At 71.6% G+C, this 20,779-nt stretch carries 21 protein-coding genes and 1 pseudogene; 6 read left to right on the top strand and 16 right to left on the bottom strand.

Going from position 1 to position 20,779, the window contains the following annotated elements; translation table 11 throughout:
• Together SOM13_RS11205 and SOM13_RS11200 are read right to left on the bottom strand one after the other, a co-directional pair.
• A pseudogene (locus SOM13_RS11205) lies at positions 1 to 457 on the bottom strand (hypothetical protein); the annotation flags it as partial.
• A 188-nt stretch (positions 458 to 645) separates the two neighbouring features.
• The gene (locus SOM13_RS11200) at positions 646 to 936 is read right to left on the bottom strand and encodes a DUF4190 domain-containing protein (protein WP_320477863.1); all 291 of its coding nucleotides are present in this window, start codon (positions 934 to 936) and stop codon (positions 646 to 648) included.
• A 170-nt stretch (positions 937 to 1,106) separates the two neighbouring features.
• On the opposite strand from SOM13_RS11200, the gene hutH reads away from it, so the two are divergent.
• Entirely contained in the window at positions 1,107 to 2,690 is a 1,584-nt protein-coding gene (gene hutH, locus SOM13_RS11195) for a histidine ammonia-lyase (RefSeq protein ID WP_320479761.1), read from the top strand.
• Positions 2,691 to 2,898: 208 nt separating this feature from the next.
• Here hutH and SOM13_RS11190 read toward each other — a convergent pair whose 3' ends face one another.
• Together SOM13_RS11190 and SOM13_RS11185 are read right to left on the bottom strand one after the other, a co-directional pair.
• Positions 2,899 to 5,502 carry an MMPL family transporter gene (locus tag SOM13_RS11190; protein WP_192060627.1) on the bottom strand — a complete coding sequence of 868 codons (2,604 nt, stop codon included), beginning with the start codon at positions 5,500 to 5,502 and terminating at the stop codon, positions 2,899 to 2,901.
• A 132-nt stretch (positions 5,503 to 5,634) separates the two neighbouring features.
• The gene (locus tag SOM13_RS11185) at positions 5,635 to 6,279 is read right to left on the bottom strand and encodes a TetR/AcrR family transcriptional regulator (RefSeq protein ID WP_192060628.1); all 645 of its coding nucleotides are present in this window, start codon (positions 6,277 to 6,279) and stop codon (positions 5,635 to 5,637) included.
• A gap of 169 nt (positions 6,280 to 6,448) precedes the next feature.
• On the opposite strand from SOM13_RS11185, the gene SOM13_RS11180 reads away from it, so the two are divergent.
• The gene (locus tag SOM13_RS11180) at positions 6,449 to 7,747 is read left to right on the top strand and encodes an NAD(P)/FAD-dependent oxidoreductase (RefSeq protein ID WP_192060629.1); all 1,299 of its coding nucleotides are present in this window, start codon (positions 6,449 to 6,451) and stop codon (positions 7,745 to 7,747) included.
• Positions 7,748 to 7,831: 84 nt separating this feature from the next.
• Here SOM13_RS11180 and SOM13_RS11175 read toward each other — a convergent pair whose 3' ends face one another.
• The 12 genes from SOM13_RS11175 to SOM13_RS11120 form a co-directional block, all read right to left on the bottom strand.
• Positions 7,832 to 9,922: a fructose-specific PTS transporter subunit EIIC gene (locus SOM13_RS11175; RefSeq protein ID WP_320479760.1), complete on the bottom strand. Its 2,091-nt coding sequence runs from the start codon at positions 9,920 to 9,922 to the stop codon at positions 7,832 to 7,834.
• 33 nt (positions 9,923 to 9,955) lie between these two features.
• On the bottom strand, positions 9,956 to 10,924 hold the full coding sequence (locus SOM13_RS11170; RefSeq protein ID WP_243216471.1) for a 1-phosphofructokinase family hexose kinase: 969 nt from the start codon (positions 10,922 to 10,924) through the stop codon (positions 9,956 to 9,958).
• Between the two features lie 98 nt (positions 10,925 to 11,022).
• On the bottom strand, positions 11,023 to 11,811 hold the full coding sequence (locus SOM13_RS11165; RefSeq protein ID WP_243216470.1) for a DeoR/GlpR family DNA-binding transcription regulator: 789 nt from the start codon (positions 11,809 to 11,811) through the stop codon (positions 11,023 to 11,025).
• Positions 11,812 to 11,948: 137 nt separating this feature from the next.
• Positions 11,949 to 13,160: a Fic family protein gene (locus tag SOM13_RS11160; RefSeq protein ID WP_192060632.1), complete on the bottom strand. Its 1,212-nt coding sequence runs from the start codon at positions 13,158 to 13,160 to the stop codon at positions 11,949 to 11,951.
• A 121-nt stretch (positions 13,161 to 13,281) separates the two neighbouring features.
• On the bottom strand, positions 13,282 to 13,986 hold the full coding sequence (locus SOM13_RS11155; protein ID WP_320477870.1) for an NADPH-dependent F420 reductase: 705 nt from the start codon (positions 13,984 to 13,986) through the stop codon (positions 13,282 to 13,284).
• A 44-nt stretch (positions 13,987 to 14,030) separates the two neighbouring features.
• Complete coding sequence (locus tag SOM13_RS11150; RefSeq protein ID WP_320477871.1) at positions 14,031 to 14,441, bottom strand: hypothetical protein; 411 nt, start codon at positions 14,439 to 14,441, stop codon at positions 14,031 to 14,033.
• Positions 14,441 to 15,433: an Asp23/Gls24 family envelope stress response protein gene (locus SOM13_RS11145; protein WP_320479759.1), complete on the bottom strand. Its 993-nt coding sequence runs from the start codon at positions 15,431 to 15,433 to the stop codon at positions 14,441 to 14,443. The genes SOM13_RS11150 and SOM13_RS11145 overlap by 1 nt, the downstream gene beginning before the upstream one ends.
• A gap of 148 nt (positions 15,434 to 15,581) precedes the next feature.
• Positions 15,582 to 16,187: a hypothetical protein gene (locus SOM13_RS11140; RefSeq protein WP_192060636.1), complete on the bottom strand. Its 606-nt coding sequence runs from the start codon at positions 16,185 to 16,187 to the stop codon at positions 15,582 to 15,584.
• Positions 16,184 to 16,762 carry a DUF6286 domain-containing protein gene (locus tag SOM13_RS11135; protein ID WP_320479758.1) on the bottom strand — a complete coding sequence of 193 codons (579 nt, stop codon included), beginning with the start codon at positions 16,760 to 16,762 and terminating at the stop codon, positions 16,184 to 16,186. The genes SOM13_RS11140 and SOM13_RS11135 overlap by 4 nt, the downstream gene beginning before the upstream one ends.
• The gene (locus SOM13_RS11130; RefSeq protein ID WP_192060638.1) at positions 16,759 to 17,112 is read right to left on the bottom strand and encodes a hypothetical protein; all 354 of its coding nucleotides are present in this window, start codon (positions 17,110 to 17,112) and stop codon (positions 16,759 to 16,761) included. Before SOM13_RS11130 ends, SOM13_RS11135 begins: the two co-directional genes overlap by 4 nt.
• On the bottom strand, positions 17,109 to 17,297 hold the full coding sequence (locus SOM13_RS11125; RefSeq protein ID WP_192060639.1) for a DUF2273 domain-containing protein: 189 nt from the start codon (positions 17,295 to 17,297) through the stop codon (positions 17,109 to 17,111). The genes SOM13_RS11130 and SOM13_RS11125 overlap by 4 nt, the downstream gene beginning before the upstream one ends.
• Positions 17,294 to 17,734 (bottom strand): Asp23/Gls24 family envelope stress response protein, encoded by a 441-nt coding sequence (locus SOM13_RS11120; protein ID WP_192060640.1) that lies wholly within the window; start codon positions 17,732 to 17,734, stop codon positions 17,294 to 17,296. The genes SOM13_RS11125 and SOM13_RS11120 overlap by 4 nt, the downstream gene beginning before the upstream one ends.
• A 257-nt stretch (positions 17,735 to 17,991) precedes the next feature.
• Between SOM13_RS11120 and SOM13_RS11115 the strand changes: the two genes are divergently transcribed.
• From SOM13_RS11115 to SOM13_RS11100, 4 genes are all read left to right on the top strand, one after another.
• Positions 17,992 to 18,588: an RNA polymerase sigma factor gene (locus tag SOM13_RS11115; RefSeq protein ID WP_243216454.1), complete on the top strand. Its 597-nt coding sequence runs from the start codon at positions 17,992 to 17,994 to the stop codon at positions 18,586 to 18,588.
• Positions 18,585 to 19,235, top strand: a complete 651-nt coding sequence (locus tag SOM13_RS11110) for a hypothetical protein (RefSeq protein ID WP_320479757.1) — start codon at positions 18,585 to 18,587, stop codon at positions 19,233 to 19,235. Before SOM13_RS11115 ends, SOM13_RS11110 begins: the two co-directional genes overlap by 4 nt.
• Positions 19,232 to 19,615: a hypothetical protein gene (locus tag SOM13_RS11105; protein WP_320479756.1), complete on the top strand. Its 384-nt coding sequence runs from the start codon at positions 19,232 to 19,234 to the stop codon at positions 19,613 to 19,615. Before SOM13_RS11110 ends, SOM13_RS11105 begins: the two co-directional genes overlap by 4 nt.
• Positions 19,616 to 19,811: 196 nt before the next feature.
• Entirely contained in the window at positions 19,812 to 20,765 is a 954-nt protein-coding gene (locus SOM13_RS11100) for a diacylglycerol/lipid kinase family protein (RefSeq protein ID WP_243216421.1), read from the top strand.
• Positions 20,766 to 20,779 lie beyond the last annotated feature (14 nt).

Below are 20,779 nucleotides of genomic sequence, written 5' to 3'. Positions count from 1 at the left end.
CGATGCGGAAGTCGGTGAGCTCGACGGTGGTGTCACCGGCGGTCAGCGACAGGCCCGAGCCGTCGTGGTCGAGCTCGCCCTGGACGTAGGGGCGCACGTCGGAGGAGGGGTCGTAGTAGTCGACGTTGCCGCCGGTGATCGGGAACGCGAACGTGCCCGTGGCGCCGTCGAAGGTGCCGGTGCCGACCGGGGCCGGGGTCAGACCCAGCGAGGTGAGTGCGTCGACGAAGGACTGGTCGACCGTGACCTGGGTGTCGACGCCGTTGCTGAGGTCGGGGAGCGAGGCGACCGGGGTGGCCTCGGCGCTGGGCTCGGCCGATGCCGAAGCCGAGGTCGTCGACTCGGTGGAGCCGCTGTTGGAGTCCATCGAGCACGCGGCGAGCGAGAACACGAGGGCGCCGGAGGCGACGAGGCCGAGTCCGACCTTGGTGATCTTCTTACGGGAGAAAGCATTCATGATCAGGTCCTTTTCTGTGATTCCCGGTGGGGATGAAAAGGATTCGCCACCCTCCCCCGAAAGGATTGGAACGATCTTCTTTCGTTATCGCCCCGTTACCTGCGCGGGCGACCGGTGATCCGTCGCGCGCCTCCTCGGGGGGGGTACGACGAAGGGGCCGGGCACATGGCCCGGCCCCTTCTGCTGGATCAGCCCTGGAACGTCTGGACGGCGATCATCGCTCCGACGACCATCGAGGCGATGTTCGCCGCGATGCCCACGAAGCCGAGGATGATGCCGACGAGCGCCATCGTGCGGGCGTTCTCGCGCTTGCGCGACAGGAAGCCGAGGATGACGGCCGCGATCGCCATGAGGATCCACAGGATCGGGAAGAACGGGCTGAGCACGACGCTCACGATGCCGAAGACGAGCGACAGGACGGCCATCGTCTTCTTCTGCGTGGTGGGCGTGGCGTCGGGTGCCGGGTTGGCGTAGGTCATGGGTTCCCCTTGGTGTGAAAGATGACAGGCCGTCGTGATCGAACGGCCCGGTACGGATCGAAGATACCGGCAACCGGGGCGGCAGGCACGGACTCGACTCGAAAGGCGCCCACGGCGCGCCCACGGCGCGCCCACGGTGCGCGGCCGGGGCGACGCGGTGTGATGTGGTCATGACCGACTCGACCCGCGCCTCCTCGTCCTCCACCGCCCCCGACGAGACGCCCGTCGTCGTCGGGATCGGCCCCGTCTCGGCCGCCGACGTCGTGCGCGTGGCGCGCCACGGCGTCCGCATCGGGATCGCCGAGGAGGCGCGGGTCGCCGTGGCCGCCAGCCGCACCGTCATCGACGCGCTCGCCACCGACGACCGCCCGCACTACGGCATCTCGACCGGTTTCGGCGCCCTCGCCACGACCTACATCGACGCCGACCGTCGCACGCAGCTGCAGAAGAGCCTCGTGCGCTCGCACGCCGCCGGATCGGGGCCCGAGGTCGAGCGCGAGGTCGTGCGGGCACTGATGCTGCTGCGCATCTCGACCCTGCTGACCGGGCGGACGGGCATCTCCCCCACCACCGTCGAGCGCTACGTCGATCTGATCAACGCCGGCATCACGCCCATCGTCGCCGAGTACGGCTCGCTCGGCTGCTCGGGTGACCTGGCCCCTCTCGCCCACTGCGCGCTGGCCCTGATGGGCGAGGGCGACGTGCGCGACGCGTCGGGCACGGCCATGCCCGCCGCCGAGGCCCTGGCGGCCGCCGGCATCGAACCGGTCGTGCTCGCCGAGAAGGAGGGTCTGGCGCTGATCAACGGCACCGACGGCATGCTCGGCATGCTGACCCTCGCCCTCGCCGACCTCGACCTGCTGCTCGCCACGGCCGACGTCTCGGCCGCGCTGTCGATCGAGGCGCTGCTCGGCACCGACGCCGTGTTCGCGGCCGATCTGCACGCGCTCCGCCCGCAGGCCGGGCAGCAGTCGTCGGCCTCGAACCTCCGCCGACTGCTCGCCGGGTCGCCCATCGTCGCGAGTCACGCCCACCCGGGTCACACCGTCGTGCAGGACGCCTACTCGCTGCGCTGCGCCCCGCAGGTGCACGGCGGCGCGCGCGACACCGTCGACCACGCCCGCCTGGTCGCCGACCGCGAGCTCGCCTCGGCGGTCGACAACCCCGTCGTCACCGTCGACGGGCGCGTGCAGTCGAACGGGAACTTCCACGGGGCGCCGGTCGCCTACGTGCTCGACTTCCTGGCGATCGTCGTCGCGGACGTCGCGAGCATGTCCGAGCGGCGCACCGACCGCCTCCTCGATCCGCATCGCAACCACGGGCTGCCGGCGTTCCTGGCGCACGACGCCGGGGTCGACAGCGGGCTGATGATCGCGCAGTACACGTCGGCGGGCATCGTCTCGACGCTGAAGCGGCTGGCCGTGCCGGCGTCGGTGGACTCGATCCCGTCGTCGGCCATGCAGGAGGACCACGTGTCGATGGGCTGGTCGGCCGCCCGCAAGCTGCGGACCGCCGTCGACGGACTCGCCCGCGTCGTGGGCATCGAGGTGCTGGCCGCTGCTCGCGCCCTCGAGCTGCGCGCCCCGCTCGAGATGGGGGCTCCGGCGCGCGCGGTCGTCGAGGCCCTGCGGCCCGAGGTGGGCGGACCGGGGCCGGATCGCTGGCTCGCGCCGGAGATCGACTTCGCGCACGCCGCCGTCGTGTCGGGCCGGGTGCGGGCTGCGGCCGAGTCGGCCGTGGGGGCGCTGGACTGACGCGTCGCCTGGCCGCCGCGGGGGTTCGGCGGGTCCGTGTCGGCGGCGGCGGGTGCGCTGGGCTGACGCGGCGGGGGTGCGGCGGGTCCGTGTCGGCGGCGGCGGGTCAGCGCTGACCCGCCGCGGATGACGGGAACCCGCCGAGCCCCCTCGGGACATGCAGGAGGCGCGGTGCGGGATCTCCCCGCCCCGCGCCTCCTCGGTTCCGCTACGCCCGGTGCGCGGGCGGGCCGTCCGACCCCTGCACGTGCGGAGCACCGTCGGGTGCGGCACCCTCGATCACGTGAGACGCGTGCTCACCGTCGGCGTTCGCTGCGGCGTCGGTCGAGCTGCCGGGGTGCGACCGCTCGAGCGAGGCTCCCTCGACGTCGACGTCGGGCAGGATCCGGTCGAGCCACTTCGGGATCCACCACGCGGCGTCGCCCAGCAGGTGCATCACCGCGGGGATCAGCAGCAGGCGGACGACGAAGGCGTCGACCAGCACGCCGAGCGCGAGCCCCAGACCGATCGACTGGATCATCACCGAGTTCGAGAACACGAAGCCGGCGAACACCGCGGTCATGATCAGCGCGGCCGCGGTGACGACGGTGCGCCCCGCGTGGACCCCGCGCTGCACGGCGAGACGCGCCCCCGCGCCATGCGCGTACGACTCGCGCATGCCGCTGACGAGGAACAGCTGGTAGTCCATCGCGAGCCCGAACAGCACGCCGACCATCAGGATCGGCAGGAAGCTCAGGATGGGCCCCGGGTCGTGCACGCCGAAGACGGGCGCCAGCCAGCCCCACTGGAACACCGCGGTCACCCCGCCGAACGCCGCGAACAGCGACAGCACGAACCCGATGGTCGCCGTGATCGGCACGAGGATCGACCGGAACACGAAGATCAGGATGATCAGCGAGAGCCCCACGACGACGAGCAGGTAGAGGGGCAGCGCGGCCGACAGCTTCTCGCTGACGTCGATGTTGCCGGAGGCGTTGCCGGCGACTCCGAACTCGGACACCCCGTCGAGCTCGAGACCGCGCAGATCGCGGACGAGCTGCTCGGTCGACTCGTCGGTGGGACCACCGTCGGGCACGACCTGGAAGGCCAGCAGCGTGTCGTCGTCGGAGGCGCCGATGGGCGCGACGGCGACCACGTCGGACTGGTCTTTCAGCAGTGTCCCGACGCGGACCTGCTCGGCGACGAGATCGTCGTCGGACACGGCCTCGTCGAGATCGGCGACGACGAGCAGCGGGCCGTTGACCCCGGCGCCGAACTTGTCGGCGACGAGCGTGTACGCCTTGTACGCGCTCGAGTCGACGGGCTCGGACGAGCCGGCCGGCAGACCGAGACGCATCGAGAGCGCGGGGATCGCCACGATCAGCAGCACGATGACGCCGCCGATCAGGGTGAGAACGGCACGGCTGGTCTTCATGGGCTTGCTCGGCACACGCACCGGGCCGGTGTGACCGACTCGGGCGCGGACCTTCTTCGGCAGGATGCGCATCCCGACGATCGAGAGGAGCGCCGGCGTGAGCGTGATCGCGATGAGGATGGCGGCCAGCACGCAGACTGCGCCGACCGTCCCCATCAGGCCGAGGAACGGGATGCCCGTGAGGTTCAGCGCGAGCAGGGCGATGAGCACCGTCGAGCCGGCGAAGACGACCGCGTTGCCCGACGTGCCGTTGGCCAGCCCGATCGACTCGGGCAGCGGGGTGCCGTCGCGGAGCTGCGTGCGGTGCCGGTTCAGGATGAACAGCGAGTAGTCGATGCCGACCGCGAGACCCAGCATCACCCCCAGCACGGGCGTGACCGACAGCATCTCGACGGTGCCCGAGAGGGCGAGCGAGGCGAGCACGCCGACACCCACGCCGATCAGCGCGTTGATGAGCGGCAGACCGGCGCCGATGAGGGTGCCGAGCATGACGAGCAGAACGATGGCGGCGATGACGACACCCGCCACCTCGCCCGGTCCGAGGATCTCGGGGATGGAGGCGGCGATGTCGTTCGACACCTCGGCGCGGACGCCGTCGATGTCGGCCTCGTTCATCTCGGCGACCACGGCCTCCTTCGACTCGGCCGGGACGAGGTTCAGCGCCTCGTCGAACTGGATGGTCGCGACGGCGGTCGTCTCGTCGGTCGAGACCTGACGGATGTCCTCGGCGAGGGCGAGCAGGGCCGCGCCGTCCTCCAGGGTAGAGCTCTGCGTCTCGAGCTCGGTGCGGCTGGAGTCGAGGGTCGCCTGCTGCTCGTCGATCTGCTGCTGGCCGGCGTCGATCTGAGCCTGCTGCGCGTCGAGCTGCGGCTGCGCGGCGGCGAGCTGACCCGCGGCCTCGGCCTGGGCGCGCGCGGCGTCGAGCTGCTGCTGACCGGCGGTGAGCTGGTCTTGCGCCGCGTCGATCTGCGACTGGCCCGCCTCGAGCTGCGCGGTGCCGTCGGTGATCTGCTGACGACCGTCGGCGACCTGCTGCTGCTGATCGTCGAGCTGCTGCTGCGTGTCGAAGGGGTTCGTGCTGCCCTTGACGTCGTCGAGCTCTTCGGTGGACGTCAGAAGATCGCCGACGGCGGTCTTCTGGGCGTCGGTGAAGGGGGCGTCGTCGGTCGTGGTGAACACCACGGTGCCGGTGCCGCCGCTGGCCTGCGGGAACTTGTCGGCCAGCTCGTCGCTGACCTCCTGGGTGGCGGTGCCGGGGATGCTGACGGCGCTCGTGAGCGTGCCGCCGAACAACGCGAACGCGCCGCCGGCGAGGCCGAGCACGACGAGCCAGGCGACGACGACCGTCCAGGCCCGGCGGGCGGCGAACCGTCCGAGTCGATAGAGCAGAGATGCCATGGTGCTGGGTTCCTCCAGAAGGTGAAGCGGGGTGTGCTGCGGTGGGGGTGGTGGAGCCTCGCGTCGCGTCGTCGGGAAGGAGGTGCGGGTCGGCCGTCGCGGGCGGCGGCCGGGGGGGGCGGTCGGGGGCGGTCAGTCGGCGGGTGCGTACCCGCGTCGGACGGTCGAGACGAGTCGGTCGAGGAGGGCGTCCCACTCGGCGCGCGAGGCGGGGTCGAGGGAGGCGCCGGTCGCGGTGATCCAGCGGTGCGAGACGACGGCGATGCCGTTCATCATCGAGCTGACCAGGATCTCCGCCTCGAGACCGTCGGCGTCGCTGCCACGGACGGCGAGCTCGGCGGAGAGCTCTTCGGTCGTGCGGGTGAAGACGTCCTGGATGAGGTGGTGCGATCGCGGATCGGTGCCGTCGTCGCCGAGCACCGTCCAGAGGTAGGCGATCACGGCGGGCAGGTCGATGCCGCGCATGGCGGCGGTGATCTCGGAGAACATCGACGCCGGCGAGCCGTCTCCGACGGGCGTCGCCGCGGTCGCGGCCCGGAACTCGTCGACGGCGCCGGTGAGCACGCGGGTGCAGGCCGTCATGACGACCTCGTCGAGCGAGGCGAAGTGGTTGAAGACGGTGCGGCGCGAGACGTCGGCCCGCTCGGCGAGCTCGTCGACGCTGAACCTCGGGGCGCCCCGTTCGGCGATCAGGGCGTCGGCGGCGTCGACGATCGCGAGGCGGTGCCTGGCCTTGAGGGCGGCACGGCGATCGGGCGCGAGGGTCTTGACGGTCACGTGCCTACACTAAGTGCACCGACGCACTCGGTGCACGGTGCGGGGCTGGGGATCGACTGGGACTTCGGAGGCGCGCCGAGGCGAGTAAGCTCGCGGCTGGCCGCACGAGGGCCGCGAATTCAAGGGTCGATGGGGATCCGCACACCATCGACACCTGCAGGAGCTCAGCATGAGCGAAGATCACCGTAAGCACGTCGTCATCGTCGGCGGAGGGTTCGCCGGCATCGCCGCCGTCAGGGCGCTGCGCGATGCCGACGTCCGCGTGACCCTCGTCGATCGCCACGTCTACAACATGTTCCAGCCGCTCATGTACCAGGTCGCGACCGGCGGCCTCAACGCCGGCGACGTCACCTACTTCCTGCGGAGCCTCCGCTCGCGGCAGTCGAACGCCGACTTCCGTCACGGTCTGCTCACCACCATCCGCCCGGACGAGCGCATCATCACCCTGCGCGACGGCGAGGAGATCGCCTACGACGCCCTCGTGCTCGCGAACGGCGTGAACACCAGCTACTTCGGCACCAAGGGCGCGTACGAGTACGCCTACTCGATGTACTCGCGCTCGCAGGCGCTGCGGATCCGCGACGAGCTCTTCACCCAGCTCGAGAACGCGGCCGCGTCGCAGGGCAGCGGGGAGGTGCGGGTCGTCATCGTCGGCGGCGGTGCGACCGGCGTCGAGATGGCCGGCTCGCTGGCCGAGCTGCGCGACCAGGCCCTGAAAGACGCCTACCCCGAGATCGACGCGTCGAGCATCACGATCACCCTCGTGCACCGCAGCGGCGAGCTGCTGAAGCCCTTCGCCCCGCGCCTCCGCCGCTACGCCGCCAAGGTGCTGCGCAAGCGCGGCGTCGACCTCCGCCTCGACACCGGTGTCGAAGAGGTGCGCCCCGACGGGGTCGTCGCCGCCGACGGCGAGTTCATCCCCGCCGAGCTCGTCATCTGGGCGACCGGCGTCGCCGCGCACGCCGAGGTCGCCGGCTGGGGTGTGCCGCAGACCCACGGCGGGCGCATCCAGGTGAACGACGACCTCACGGTCAAGGGCCTGAACTGCATCTTCGCCGCCGGCGACATCGCCGCCACCGACGACGCCCTCGCGCAGCTGGCCCAGCCGGCCATCCAGGGCGGCGAGCACATCGGCGAGCAGATCCAGCGGATGTTCGCGGGCAAGCCGCTGACCAGGTTCAAGTACCACGACAAGGGCACCATGGCCACGGTCGGCACCAACGCCGCCGTCGTCCAGCTGCCGAACGGCTTCACCCTGACCGGCCCGATCGCCTGGCTGCTCTGGGTCTTCGTGCACATCACGAGCCTGCTCGGCAACGGCAACCGCCTGTCGACCCTCACCCACTTCACCGTCCGGTACCTCTGGGCGATGCGCAAGCGGGCCATCCCGATCGTCGGCGACGTGCGCCCGGTGCGCCCGAACGGCGACCGTGCGCCCGAGAAGTGGCAGACGGAGAAGACCGAGTAGCGCCTCCTCGGCCACCCCGCCACGAATTCAACAGCCCGCCACCGGATTCGGTGGCGGGCTGTCGAGTGTGTGGCGGCGTGGGGCCTAGGCGACGACGGGGCTGCGCTGACCGACGACCGAACCGGCCTCGGCCGCCTCGACCGACGCGTCGGCACCGGCCGGCGTCGAGCGACGGACGAACTTCTTCAGCAGCACGAGCACGACCGCGCTCACCACGGTGCCGGCGAGGATCGCGACGACCCACATGCCGAGACCCGTGATCGCGAAGAACACGAAGAAGCCTCCGTGCGGAGCCTGCGACGTGACTCCGGCAGCCATCGAGATGGCACCCGTCACCGCGCCTCCCACCATGCTGGCGGGGATCACGCGCAGCGGGTCGGCTGCGGCGAACGGGATGGCGCCTTCGGAGATGAACGACGCGCCCAGCAGCCAGGCCGCGGTGCCGTTCGAGCGCTCGACCTGGGTGAAGCCCTTGCGGTACAGCACGGTCGACGCGAGCGCCATCGCGAGCGGGGGCACCATGCCGGCGCCCATGACGGCGGCCATGATCATCAGCGGTGCGGGGTTGTCGGTCAGCGAGCCGGCCGAGAGACCGGCGACCGCGAACGAGTACGCGACCTTGTTGACGGGTCCGCCGAGGTCGACGCACATCATCAGACCGAGGATGACGCCGAGGATGATCGCCCCGCCGCCGTTGAGGCCGTTGAGGAAGTCGGTCAAGGCGACGGTCAGCGCGGCGATGGGGCCGCCGAGCACGAGGACGAGCAGACCGGACGCGAAGATCGAGCCCAACAGCGGGATGATCACGACGGGCATCAGACCGCGCAGCCACCGCGGCACGCTCAGACGACCGATCCAGTAGGCGGCGAAGCCGGCGAGCAGACCGCCGACGAGACCGCCGATGAAGCCGGCGCCCATGAAGACGGCGACGGCACCGGCGACGAAGCCGGGCGCGATGCCGGGTCGATCGGCGATGGCGTAGGCGATGTAACCGGCCAGGGCGGCGACCAGGAAGCCCATCGACAGATTGCCGATCTGGAACGCGGCGGCACCGAGGAAGTACTGCAGACCCTCGGGCGGCAGGTTGGTCAGCGAGTAGTCGGTCAGCACGGTCGCGGCGTTGCCCGCGATCTCGTAGCCCGACAGCAGGAACCCGAGCGCGAGCAGCAGACCCCCGCCGGCGACGAACGGGATCATGTACGACACGCCGGTCAGCAGCCAGCGCTTGAGCGATGAGCCGAAGCCCTGCTTCTCGGCGGTCGAGCCCGCGGCGGCACCGGCGGCACCGGCCGTGCCGCCCACGCGGGCGGCGTTCGGGTCCGTGGCGGCGGCCAGGGCCTCTTTCACCATGGCGTCGGGAGCGTCGACGCCGCGCTTGACCGGTCCGCGGACGACGGGCTTGCCGGCGAAGCGGCCCTGGTCGCGCACGTCGACGTCGACGGCGAAGATCACCGCGTCGGCCTCGGCGATGACGGCCGGGTCGAGCGGGGTGACCTTGCCCGAGCCCTGCGGCTCGATCTGCAGGTCCGCGCCGAGGCGCTTCGCCGCGGCGACGAGGGCGTCGGCGGCCATGAAGGTGTGCGCGATGCCGGTCGGGCAGGCGGTGACGCCGACCAGCTTCGGGCGGCGGGCGCCGTCGGTCGAGCCGGCGGCACCGGCGGCCGAGGAGGCGCCGGCCGCGTCGGTCGCGGACGCCGCGGTCGCGCCGCGCGTCTCGGCGACCTCGCCGCTGACCTCGTCGTCGACGAGCTTCACGATGTCGGCGGGGGTCTTCGCCGCGCGGAGGGCCGCGGTGAAGTCGTCGCGGATGAGCGCACGGGCGAGCGTCGAGAGCACCGTCATGTGGTCGCTGTCGGCGCCCTCGGGCACCGCGATCATGAAGACGATGTCGGCGTCGCCGTCGGGTGCGCCGAAGGGCACGGTACGGGCGAGGCGCGAGAACGCCAGCGTGGGCTCGGTGACCGAGGCCGACCGGGCGTGCGGGATGGCGATGCCGCCGGGCACGCCGGTGCCGACGGAGGCCTCGCGCTTGATGGCGTCGTCGGCGAGCGAGTCGGCCGAGCCGGCGCGTCCGGTCGCCGCGACACGGGCGGCCAGGGCGCGGATCACGTCGGTCGACGTGCCGCCCAGGTCTTCGTCGAGACCGACGAGGTCGGTGCTGATGAGGGATGACATGGTGTTCTGCTCCTTGGGTGTGGGCGACGCTGCTCAGAGGTGCCCGACGGCCGCGGGGGCCACCGGGACGACGTCGATGTCGTCAGGGAAGGTCTGGTCGAGGGAGGGGACGATGCTGCCGGGCAGGGCCGCCGCGGCGGCTCCCGACGCGACGGCCTGGGCGAGGCGCGCGGGGGCGGGAGCGCCCGTCGTCTCGGCGAGCAGGTAGCCGGACAGCGACGAGTCGCCGGCGCCCACCGTGCTCAGGGCGGTGATGACGGGGGCCGCGGCGAACCACGAGCCCTCGCCGTCGATCAGCAGGGCGCCGGCGCTGCCGAGGGTCAGCAGGACGGTCTCGACGCCGAGCCCGCGGAGGCGACGCGCGCCCTCGACGGCGGACGCGGGGTCGGCCTCGTACTCGGCGGGGTCGCCGCCGACGATCTCGGCGAGCTCCTCCGCGTTCGGCTTGACCAGATCGACGCCGACGCCCGAGGCGATGAGAGCGGCGAAGGGCTCGCCCGACGAGTCGACCGCGATGCGGGGTGCGTCGTCACCGCAGGAGGCGCGCACGGCCCGGACGACGTCGGCCAGCCAGGTGGTCGGCAGGCCGGGCGGCAGCGAGCCGGCCAGCACCAGCCACGAGGCGAGCGGCGCGTGCTCGACGATCAGCGCGGTCAGCGCGTCGGCGTGGGCGCTGAGATCGGGGCCGAGCTCGTTGATCTTGGTGGTGGTGCCGCCGGGCTCGGTGACGGTGACGTTCGAGCGCAGGCGCACGTCGATCGGGAGGTTGACCGTCGGCACGCCCCGCTCGCGGAGGGCGACGAGCACCGGGTCGTCGAGCGCGCCGGGCAGCACGGCGACCGTCTCGGCACCCGAGGCGACCAGTGCGCGCGAGACGTTGACGCCCTTGCCGCCCGGCTCGTCGGTTGTGCTCACGGACCGCTGGACGGCACCGCGCTGCAGGTGACCCGAGAGCTCGATGGTGCGGTCGAGCGAGGGGTTCGCGGTGACGGTGAGGATCATGCGGGCTGCTCTCTGCGGATCGGCTCGGTGCGGATCGGCGTGCTGGGGGTCGAGATGCTGCGGGCTCGGGCTCTCGGAGACCGGCTGCGGGGTGGCGGTCATGCGACGATCACCTCGACGTCGGCCTCGGCGAGCGCGTCGGCCAGATCGGGGGCGGGGGCGGCGTCGGTGACCACGGTGTCGATCTCGGGGAGGCGCGCGAACCGGACCAGCGCCTCCTCGCCGTGCTTGGTGCGGTCGACCACGGCGACGATCCGACGCCCGGCACGGACGTAGGCGGCCTTGACCGCGCCCTCGAACTCGTCGGGGGTCGACAGGCCGAACCCGGCGCTGACGCCGTTGGCCCCGACGAAGACGATGTCGGGGCGGAGGGCCTGGATCTGCTCGACGGTGGTCGTGCCGACGGCCGCGCTGGTGAGCCCGCGCACGCGACCGCCGAGCAGGTGCAGCTCGATGTGCGGGCTGTGCTGCAGCAGCGCGGCGATCGGAACGGCGTTCGTGATGACCGTGAGCACGGTGCCGGTCTCGGCCGGGACCCACGTGGCGAGCTGCGCCGCGACGGCCGCGGTGGTCGTGCCGGCGTCGATCGCGATGGAGCCGGTGAAGGTGGCGGGGACGAGCCGCGCGGCGGCGGAGGCGACGGCGGTCTTCTCGGGCGAGTGCTGCCCCTCGCGCTCGCTGAGACTCAGCTCGCGGATGCTGGAGCGCCCCGCGGCGACGGCTCCGCCGTGCACGCGCTGGAGGAGACCGGACTGCTCGAGCTGATCGAGGTCGCGGCGGACGGTCTCGGGGGTGACGTCGAAGCGGACGGCCAGATCGGCGACGGAGACGCGGCCCACGGTGCGCAGGTCGTCGGCGATGGACTCGTAGCGCTCTGTCGCGTACATCCCGGTGACCTCTTCGTCGTCTGCGTGCTCTCACGACGGGTGCTCTCGTCGTGCTGACGAGACTCTACGTCGATGAACCCACAGAAAACAAGATCAACGAAGAGAAACGCAGAATCCGCGCGTCGGGCGCTCAGGGGTCACGGGTGTCTGCGCTTGGCCCGCTGCGCGAACGCATCGAGGGCGACGAGCACGTCCGGCGCCTCGAACACCCGGTCTCGCCGCGCCTCGCCGATCGGCCGGATGATCCCGTCGGCGGCGAGCCGGTCGATGCCGGCCCGCGCGTTGTTGGTCGCGACACCGAGCTCACGGGCCACGAGCGACACGTCGACCACGGGCTGGCGCTGCAGCAGATCGAGCATCCGGTGCCCTGCCGAGCCCTGGCGAGCGCTCGTCAGATCACCCCACTCGAGGCGGAGTTCGGTCAGATCCGTGACGAGCGCCCTGCCGTTGACGACCGCTGCGAGCGTCGCGTCGACGAAGGCCCGGACGACGGGCTCGACCTCGCCCTCGCGATAGGCCCCGAGCGCCGCAAAGTACCCGGACGTGTCACTGAGCAACCCGGCCGAGACGGGCACGGTGACCTGCCTCGTGATGCGCAGTCGGCGGAGCATGGAGTGCACGATGGCCCGACCCGTCCGCCCATTGCCGTCGGGGAACGGATGGATGGTCTCGAACTGCGCGTGCGTCAGGGCGACATGGGCGAGGGCCGGGATGTCGACCCGTCGTGCGAAGCGGATCAGGTCGTCCATGGCGGCGGGCACCCGGTCGGCGTGCGGCGGGACGAAGTCGGCGGTGTGCGGGCTGCGACCGGAGCCCCCGATCCAGACCTGCTGATCACGCCACGAGCCCGTGAGGTGCGGCTGGTCGTCGGCCAGCAGCGCCGCGTGCATGCCGATCACCGCAGCCTCGTCGAGGTCGTCCGCCAGGGTGAGCGCCGCCTCCATCGCGTGCACGTTCGCCACGACCAGCCGTGCGTTCGGGCCGGCCTTCTTACCGAGGGCCGCCAGGGCGATGCCTCGGGGCAGAGCCGTGAGATTCTCGATCTCGGAGCTCGAGGCGCTCTCGCTCCGCAGCAGGATGGCGGCGAAGGGAGCGGTGAAGGCCCCGACCTCGGTGTCGAAGCGGGACAGCTCGGCGACGGCGTCCTCCGCATCGACGACGAGATCGGCGGACAGCCCGGGAGGCGCGGTGGCGGCGATCTCGGGCGTCACCGCTGCGAGATACGGACCCCGCGCCCGGAGTCTGGCACGGCGCGAGGCCGGTGCATGCTCGTCGTCGTCCCACGCGTACGACTCGAACCGGACGCCTGGCCATGCCGCCGATGCGGCAGAGGACGCGACTGACTCCATGCGACGATCTTAGCCATGGTTATGGACTTAACCATGGTTAAGAGAATCTCTCAGCCATGGTTGCCTCGATGACCATGGTCAGTGAGGTGCGGTGTCGACGCCTCGGAGAAGGAGGCGCGGGTCAGGCGGGCTCGACCGCCGCGTCACGCGAACGCGCACGACCGACGGCGAGACCGCGCTGCGACGACCAGAACGAGCGGGCGGTCTCGACGAGTTCGGCGGCGCCGACGTTCGCGCCGAAGGCAAGCGAGCCGGGCTCGAGCGAGATGCCGTCGGCGAGGCTCGGCAGCGCGACCGGGTCGAAGCCGATCGCATCGACGATCTCGGCGACGCGAGCCAGGGCCGCCTCGTCGTCGGCGGCCAGCGCGATCGCCTTGCGCTCGGGGTCGCCTGCGGGCAGCGCGCCCTCATCGAGGTCGTGATAGCCCATGTGATTGAAGCCCTTGACGATGATCGAGTCGGGCAGGTGCCGCTGCACGAGCTCGCTGGTCGACTGGCGCACGTCGGCCAGGTCGTCGCGGATGCCGTCGGTCTCCCACCAGTAGTTCATCGCATCGACGACGATCTTGCCGGCGAGGGCGTCGACCGGCACGGAGTCGAGCTTGCCGAGCGGGAGCGCGAGCACGACGATGTCGGCCTCGCGCGCCGCCTCCTCCGACCAGACGGCCCGGGCACCCGGGGCGATCACGTCGACGATCAGACGGATGCGCGCGGGGTCGCCCGACCCGGAGAGGAGCACCGGGTGCCCCGCGGCGTGCAGGAGGCGGGCGAGCACCGTGCCGACCTTGCCGGCGCCGAGTATTCCGATGGTGGCAGGAGACGTCATGCGTCGTGCAACCGCGGAGCCGCTGTGGTCATTCCTGGTGCGGATCAGGCCCCGGGGAAGTACTGCCGGATGAGGTCCTGGATGAACGGGACGACGTCCTGCACCTGGTCGACGCCGGCGATCGCCACGGCGACCAGCGGCCACAGCGACACCAGCAGCGTCGAGATGACGGCCGCGACACCGAGGATCCAGGCGAGCGCGCCGTTGCGGACCTTGATGATCAGCGCCAGCAGCACGAGGGCGAGGATGTAGCCGATCGCGATCGCCGCGACGATCTGGCCGACGGGCACGTCGAGGGCGCCGGCCGTGCCGCCGTCCGCCGCGCCGATCAGCGTCAGCACGGGCACGAGCACCCCGACGACGATCAGGAAGCAGACGATCGCCGAGGTGATCAGCGCCGCCCAGACCGCCCGCGGGCGGGGGCGTCGGGTCGAGCCCGACCGGGCGCCGCGCATCAGCGGGCCTGGCCGTTCTCGTCGCGGGCCGCCTCCGCGGCGGCCACGTCGGCGGCGACGTCCGCAGCAGCCTGCGCGGCGTCGGCGGCAGCCTGCGCCGCGTCCGCTGCGGCCTGCGCGGCGGAGGGGGCGGCCGTCGGGGTCCCGCTCGCGTCGGACGAGGTCTCGCTCGCGTCATCCGAGGTCTCGTTCGCGTCGCCAGAACGCTCTGCGTCGTCGGCCGCTTCGCGGGCGCGGCGGGCGTCGCTCTCGGCCGCGTCGGCAGCCGCATCAGCGTCGTCGGCGGCGTCACGGCGGTCGGCGTCGCGGCGGCCCTTCTCGTCGTCCACGGCGTCGGCGATGCCGTCGAGGGCGTCGGCCGTCTTGCTCTTGGCCGTGTCGACGACGTCGGCGGCGACCGTCTTCGTGGTCTCGAGCGCGTCGGACGCGCCCTTCTTACCGTTCTCGAGCGCGTCGGACGCACCCGCCTTGGCCTTGTCGGCGGTCTCGGAGGCCTTCGCACCGGCGGTGTCGAGCGCCTCCTTCGCCTGGGCCTTCTTCTCGGCGATCGCCCGCTCGCGCTGCTCCTTCTTCTCGGCGTCGGCCGCGGCCTTGGCGGCGTCGGCCTCGTCGAACGGGCCGTGCACATCGGTCACGGTCACGTCGATCGTCACCGGCTCGCCGTCGAGCTGACCGACCGCGTGACGGACCTGGGTGCGGATGGTGTCCGCCAGCTCGGACACGTTGGTCGGGTACTCGGCGACGACGGACACGTCGACGGCCAGACCCGTGTCGGTCGTGGTGACCTTCACCCCGGCCGAGTCCGCCGAGCCGACGGCGTTGCGGACGGCGCCGACGACGCGAGCCGCTCCGGTGCCGAGACGATGCACGCCGGTCACGCCGAGCACGGTGACCGCGATGGTGCGCTCGAGTCGCTGCTCGGGCGTCTCGGGAGCGGACTGACCGGCCGAGTCGAGGTCGATGGGGGTGACGTGGTGGGTGGACTCGGACATGAGGCCGTCCTTTCTTCGTGATGCGGGAGGCACGCTGCTCGATGCAGGCGGCGGGGTCGTGCGGGTCGGGGGACGGCGATGGCCCTCGTCCTCGTCGGAGGTCGAGGGCCATCACCGGGGTGGTGCGGATGCTGCTGCGGAGCGCTTCTCAGTCGAGGCGCGTGGCCGAGGCCATCTGCGTGCGGAGACCGCCGTTGATCTGGATGACCACGGGCGTCTCGGTGCCGAGCAGCTCGTCCCAGCGGGCGACCGCCTGGTCGATGCTGCGACGGATCTCCACGGGCGAGGCGCCCTTGCGAGCGTCCGCCGTGACGCGGAGGACGTTCTCGCCCTTGACGCGGAAGGCGGTGACGTCGATCGAGACGATCCCCGCGGTGTCGGCCAGCGCCTCCTCGAGGACCTGCTCGGCGACCTTCGCGTCGATGACGAGGCGTCCACCGGTCGGCTCGTCACGGCCCGACCCCTCGTGGACGGTCAGCAGCTCGCCGGTCTGACCGTGCCCCTGACGGAGCGCGAACCAGACGAGCAGGAGGATCAGCACCAGGGAGGCGGCGGCGACGACCCAGAGGATCCAGACCTGGTCACCCGACAGGGCGTCGGAGACCGGACCGGACGCGTCGGAGGCGGCGCCGGAGACGGTGTCGCGGACGTCGGGCCAGAGGGCCCCGACCGCCACGGCCGCACCGCCGGCGAGCAGCACGAGGCCGATCACGAAGACGAGGAGACGGTTGAGGGCGCGATTGGTGTTGTTCATGCTCCGACCGTTCCTTTCTTGGACAGACGCACGGTGTGCGTGAGCGCGGGGCTGAAGTCGTACGCGTCGAGCTCGTCGCGGACGGCCTCGTCGATGCTGCGCACGTCGGTGTTGCGACCGGAGGTGCGGGTCACCTCGATCAGGGCCTTCCGCTTGCCGACGCTGACGCTGACCTGCGAGGGGTCGACGTCGCCGGCGTAGCTCGCGGTGCGGGCCAGCGAGCGGGCGATGACCCGGTCGTCGACGATCGCCGCGGTGCGACCGACCTGACCGCCTCGACGACCGCGGCGCCCGGGGGCGAGTGCGACGACGATGAGGACGATGCCGATCACGGCGACGACGGCGCCGATGGCCGTGAGCACGCCCACGGCGGCCCCGGCGGCGCCGAGCACGGCGCTGGCGGCGTCGGCCGGAGCGACGAGCAGCGGCTGCTGCCCGATCGCGGCGAGCACGGACTCCGTGCCGATCCAGGCGAGGACGACGATCAGGATCACCGCGAGGGTGATCGCGATGACCGCACGCGACGAGTGCGTCTCACGACGCACGACGCGGCGGTAGAGCGAGCTGCTGCTCATGAGACCCGCTTCCTTTCACGGAGTTCGGCGCCGGTGATCTGGAGATCGACGCGATCGATGGACGACCCGGTCAACTGCAGGACCCGGTCGCGGATGGTGCCCTGCGCCGAGGTGAGGCGTTCGAGCAGGGTGCCCGACGAGCGGGCGGGGATCCCCAGCGGAGTGATCCGGATGGGGGTCTTGGCGATCACGCTGAGCGCGCCGTCGCGGTCGGCCAGTTCGACCGACACATCGGACGCGGTGACCTCGAGGGCCTCCGCGGTGACGGCCGACACGACCCGGCGGACGGCACGCGACGTGATCTTGTTCCGGCCGTGGAGGGTCTGGTCGGCCGTCACCGCCGCGGTCACGACGACCGCCGCCCGCGGAGGGCGTCCGCGAGACCGCGGACGTCGAGCTTGCCCTCGACGACACGACCGACGCCGAAGCCGATCGCCATGGCGATGGCCACGAAGACGAAGGCCCAGAATCCGAAGGCCACCGCCGTCAGCGCGAGGACCGCGCCGACGAGGATGCCGGTTGTCGTGGCGGTCACTTGACGCGGCTGTCGTCGGTGTCGTCGTCGTTGTCGTCCGAGGGGATGTAGACGTCGGAGACGGTGACGTTGATCTCGGCGACCTCCATGCCGACGACCTGCGAGATGGCCTCGGCGACCGACTTGCGGACGTCGTCGGCGACGCGCTGCAGCTCGACGGGGTACTCGGCGACGATGACGATGTCGGCGGCGACCTGCTTCTCGCCGACCTCGACGGAGACGCCCTGGCTGCGGTCCTGCTGGTTGATGGCGTTGCGGATGGCGCCGATGGCACGGGCCGCTCCGTTGCCGAGGTCGTGGACTCCACGGACCTCGCGGGCGGCGATGCCGGCGACCTTCGAGACGACGCCGTCGGCGATCGTGTTCTTGCCGGTGGCCGACGAGCCCGAGGTCTTCGCGGCGGCGGAGCCGGTCGTGGTGGGGGTGACGTTGCTCATGGGATTGCTCCTTGATGTCGTTGTCGCTGGATGTCGTGGTCGCCGACCCGGGGAGGTCCGCGATGCCCGTGAAGCGGGACACATCATTCAGACGCATCGAGCATCTCGGAGGTCACGGTCGTTCAGGTTCCTATCAGGAACGATCGACGGGCCACTCGTTTTCCGGCCGGACGGCAGCCCCGGTCGGGGGGCCTCCACCGTTACCGGCCAGCGCGGCCGCACCGCCCGCGACGAGGTGGTATCCACGAAGGGCGCGGGTGATCGACCCGCGCACCGCACGCCATGAGGAGGTCGTCATCACCACCGACGATCCCCTCCTCGACGCCGGCGACGCACTCCTCGCCGCTCGAGCCCGCGACGGCGACGTCCACGCCTACGAGGTCCTGGCCCGTCGGCACGGTCCCCTGATGCGCGTGTACGCCTCGCGCCTCCTCGGCTCCGATCTCGAATCCGACGACGTCGTGCAGGACGCGTTCCTCACCGCATGGCGACGACTCGGAGATCTGGAGAACCCCGCGCAGGTCCGCAACTGGATGATGCGCATCGTCAGCAACAAGAGCATCGACCGCCTGCGCGCCCGGCGCGACCACGACGACATCGATCAGCGCGACCCCGCGGCCCCCCGGTCGCAGTCGCCCGACCGGGTCGTCGAGGCCCGCCTCCAGATGGACGCCATGTGGACGGCGCTCGACAAGCTCCCCCTCGACCAGCGACGCTGTTGGCTGCTGCGCGAGACCGCCGAGTACTCGTACGCCGAGATCGCCGAGGCCCTGGGCATGTCGGTCTCGACCGTCCGCGGGCGGATAGCCCGAGCACGCACCTTCCTGATGACGGAGATGGAGGCATGGCGATGACGACACCCGACGACGCCCTGCCCGGTGCCGTGTCCGGCGCGACGCCTCCCGACGGCGTGCTGCCCGACGAGGCGCTCCCCGACGAGACCGTCGACGGGTACTCGGTCGAGCGTCTGAGCGACTACCTCGACAGCGGCAGGTCCCCCCGCGACGCCGGCATCGAGGGGTCCGCCGCGTGCCGTCTCTATCTGATCTCGCTGGCCCAGGTGCACGAGCTCTCGCGCGCCTCCCTCGAGAGCGAGGCCACCCGCGAGCCCGACCGCGACGGACTGTGGATCAGCAGCCTGCTCGAGTCGATCAGGCGCGAGGTCGTCGGCGGCCGCGAGATCCCGGTCAGGCACCCCGACCCCGGCATCGACCTGCGCATCACCGAGGCCGCCGCCCGCGGTCTCGTGCGGCGGACGGGCGACGCGGACAGCGGCGTCGTGCTCGGCGCCACGACCTTCTCGGGCGACGTCACCCAGCCGGGCGAGCCCATCACGGTCGAGGTCACGGCCGCCGTCCGCTACGGCCGCGACATGAGACTCGTCGCCGACGAGCTGCGCGCCCGCATCGTCGAGACGCTGACCCGACACACCCATCTGACGATCGCCGCCGTCGACATCGTGATCGACGACGTCCTCCTCCCCCGAGCGGACGACCGATGAGCACCGACGACCGACTCTCGCAGAACCTGACCGACCTGCTGCGGCGGATCGAGGGCGTGATCGACGTGTTCGACGCGCATCCCGCCGTCGAGTCGACCGTGCGCGCCGTCGCGGCCGAGCTCGACTGGGCCGAGTCGACGGGGCTCGTGCACGTGCACCGCTCCCCCGGGATCGTCGCCGTCACGGCGAAGGTCGCGACCGACCTCGACGGCTCGACGCCGGAGATCCTCGCGCGTGCAGCCGAGGCCCTGAAGGCACGGGTCGAGCAGGGCGCGGACGACGCGGGCGAAGGCGCGGGCGTCGACGGCGAGCGCGCCGAGACGCTCGTGACCGTGACGGCGAATCTCGTCGACGGACCGAGTGGCCCCGCCTCGGTCTGACCGCGCCGCGGGACCACGCGACGGTGTCGCGGTCCAGGGCCTGGCGCCGATGCGCCGGGGGGCTGGGGGTCGGATGGCGACCCCGTGACCCGCCGGGGCTCCGGACGCGACGGGCACCGCGCCTCCTCGGCTCGGCGACCTTCGGCGTGCGTTCTGCGGTTTCATGGAGGACCACCCCGCACTCAGAAGGTCGTCCATGCGCGCAGCCGTCGTCTACAACCCCATCAAGATCGATCTCGACGCCGTCAAGGCGGTCGTCGATCGCGAGCAGAAGGCCGCGGGATGGGATGACACGCTCTGGTTCGACACGTCGAAGGAGGACCCGGGGCGCGGCGCCACGCTGGAGGCGCTGGAGGCGGGGGTCGACCTGGTCATCGCAGCCGGCGGTGACGGGACGGTGCGCATCGTCGCCGAGACGCTCGCCGATCACGACGTCGCCTTCGCCCTGCTGCCGTCGGGCACCGGCAACCTCCTCGCGCGCAACATGAACCTGACGCTCGACGACGTCGACCACTCGATCCACACCGCGTTCACCGGTCAGGACCGCGCCATCGACCTCGGACGCATCGAGATCCGCGCCGCCGACGGCTCCATCTCGAAGCACGCGTTCCTGGTGATGGCGGGGGTCGGCATCGACGCGAAGATGCTCGCCGCCACCGACGAGGACCTCAAGGCGAAGATCGGCTGGCTCGCCTACGTCAAGGCGATCGTCGTCGCCCTGCGCGACGAGAACACCCTCAAGCTGCGGTACCGGTTCGACGACGGGCCCACGAAGCGATCGCACGTGAACACGGTGATCGTCGGCAACTGCGGCACCCTCACCGGCAACATCCTGCTGCTGCCCGACGCGGCGCTCGACGACGGCCAGTTCGACATCATGCTGCTGCGCCCCGAGGGTCTCGGCCACTGGCTGCAGATCATCGGGAAGGTGCTGATCGAGAACGGCCTCGTGCAGCGCACTCCGCTCAAGCGCATCGTCGGCTCGCGCGAGATCGCGGCGATGAACTACGTCAAGGCGAAGCAGCTGACGGCCCGCCTGTCGGAGCCCCAGGAGATCGAGCTCGACGGCGACGGCTTCGGCAAGGCGATCGGGTTCCGCACGACGATGGACGCCGGGGCGCTGCGCGTGCGGGTGCCGCGCGACGCGTAGCGCGACGAGACCCC

Origin of the sequence: Frigoribacterium sp. CFBP9030 (assembly GCF_034045195.1) — a bacterium.
Lineage (GTDB): Bacteria > Actinomycetota > Actinomycetes > Actinomycetales > Microbacteriaceae > Frigoribacterium.
This window is presented reverse-complemented; position numbering and strand designations above follow the sequence as displayed.

Excerpts from the sequence above, each read along its gene's own strand:
- SOM13_RS11200 (WP_320477863.1), bottom strand. The coding sequence starts at position 936 with ATGACCTACGCCAACCCGGCACCCGACGCCACGCCCACCACGCAGAAG.
- hutH (WP_320479761.1), top strand. The coding sequence starts at position 1,107 with ATGACCGACTCGACCCGCGCCTCCTCGTCCTCCACCGCCCCCGACGAG.
- SOM13_RS11190 (WP_192060627.1), bottom strand. The coding sequence starts at position 5,502 with ATGGCATCTCTGCTCTATCGACTCGGACGGTTCGCCGCCCGCCGGGCC.
- SOM13_RS11180 (WP_192060629.1), top strand. The coding sequence starts at position 6,449 with ATGAGCGAAGATCACCGTAAGCACGTCGTCATCGTCGGCGGAGGGTTC.
- SOM13_RS11175 (WP_320479760.1), bottom strand. The coding sequence starts at position 9,922 with ATGTCATCCCTCATCAGCACCGACCTCGTCGGTCTCGACGAAGACCTG.
- SOM13_RS11170 (WP_243216471.1), bottom strand. The coding sequence starts at position 10,924 with ATGATCCTCACCGTCACCGCGAACCCCTCGCTCGACCGCACCATCGAG.
- SOM13_RS11165 (WP_243216470.1), bottom strand. The coding sequence starts at position 11,811 with ATGTACGCGACAGAGCGCTACGAGTCCATCGCCGACGACCTGCGCACC.
- SOM13_RS11160 (WP_192060632.1), bottom strand. The coding sequence starts at position 13,160 with ATGGAGTCAGTCGCGTCCTCTGCCGCATCGGCGGCATGGCCAGGCGTC.
- SOM13_RS11155 (WP_320477870.1), bottom strand. The coding sequence starts at position 13,986 with ATGACGTCTCCTGCCACCATCGGAATACTCGGCGCCGGCAAGGTCGGC.
- SOM13_RS11150 (WP_320477871.1), bottom strand. The coding sequence starts at position 14,441 with ATGCGCGGCGCCCGGTCGGGCTCGACCCGACGCCCCCGCCCGCGGGCG.
- SOM13_RS11145 (WP_320479759.1), bottom strand. The coding sequence starts at position 15,433 with ATGTCCGAGTCCACCCACCACGTCACCCCCATCGACCTCGACTCGGCC.
- SOM13_RS11140 (WP_192060636.1), bottom strand. The coding sequence starts at position 16,187 with ATGAACAACACCAATCGCGCCCTCAACCGTCTCCTCGTCTTCGTGATC.
- SOM13_RS11135 (WP_320479758.1), bottom strand. The coding sequence starts at position 16,762 with ATGAGCAGCAGCTCGCTCTACCGCCGCGTCGTGCGTCGTGAGACGCAC.
- SOM13_RS11120 (WP_192060640.1), bottom strand. The coding sequence starts at position 17,734 with ATGAGCAACGTCACCCCCACCACGACCGGCTCCGCCGCCGCGAAGACC.
- SOM13_RS11110 (WP_320479757.1), top strand. The coding sequence starts at position 18,585 with ATGACGACACCCGACGACGCCCTGCCCGGTGCCGTGTCCGGCGCGACG.
- SOM13_RS11105 (WP_320479756.1), top strand. The coding sequence starts at position 19,232 with ATGAGCACCGACGACCGACTCTCGCAGAACCTGACCGACCTGCTGCGG.
- SOM13_RS11100 (WP_243216421.1), top strand. The coding sequence starts at position 19,812 with ATGCGCGCAGCCGTCGTCTACAACCCCATCAAGATCGATCTCGACGCC.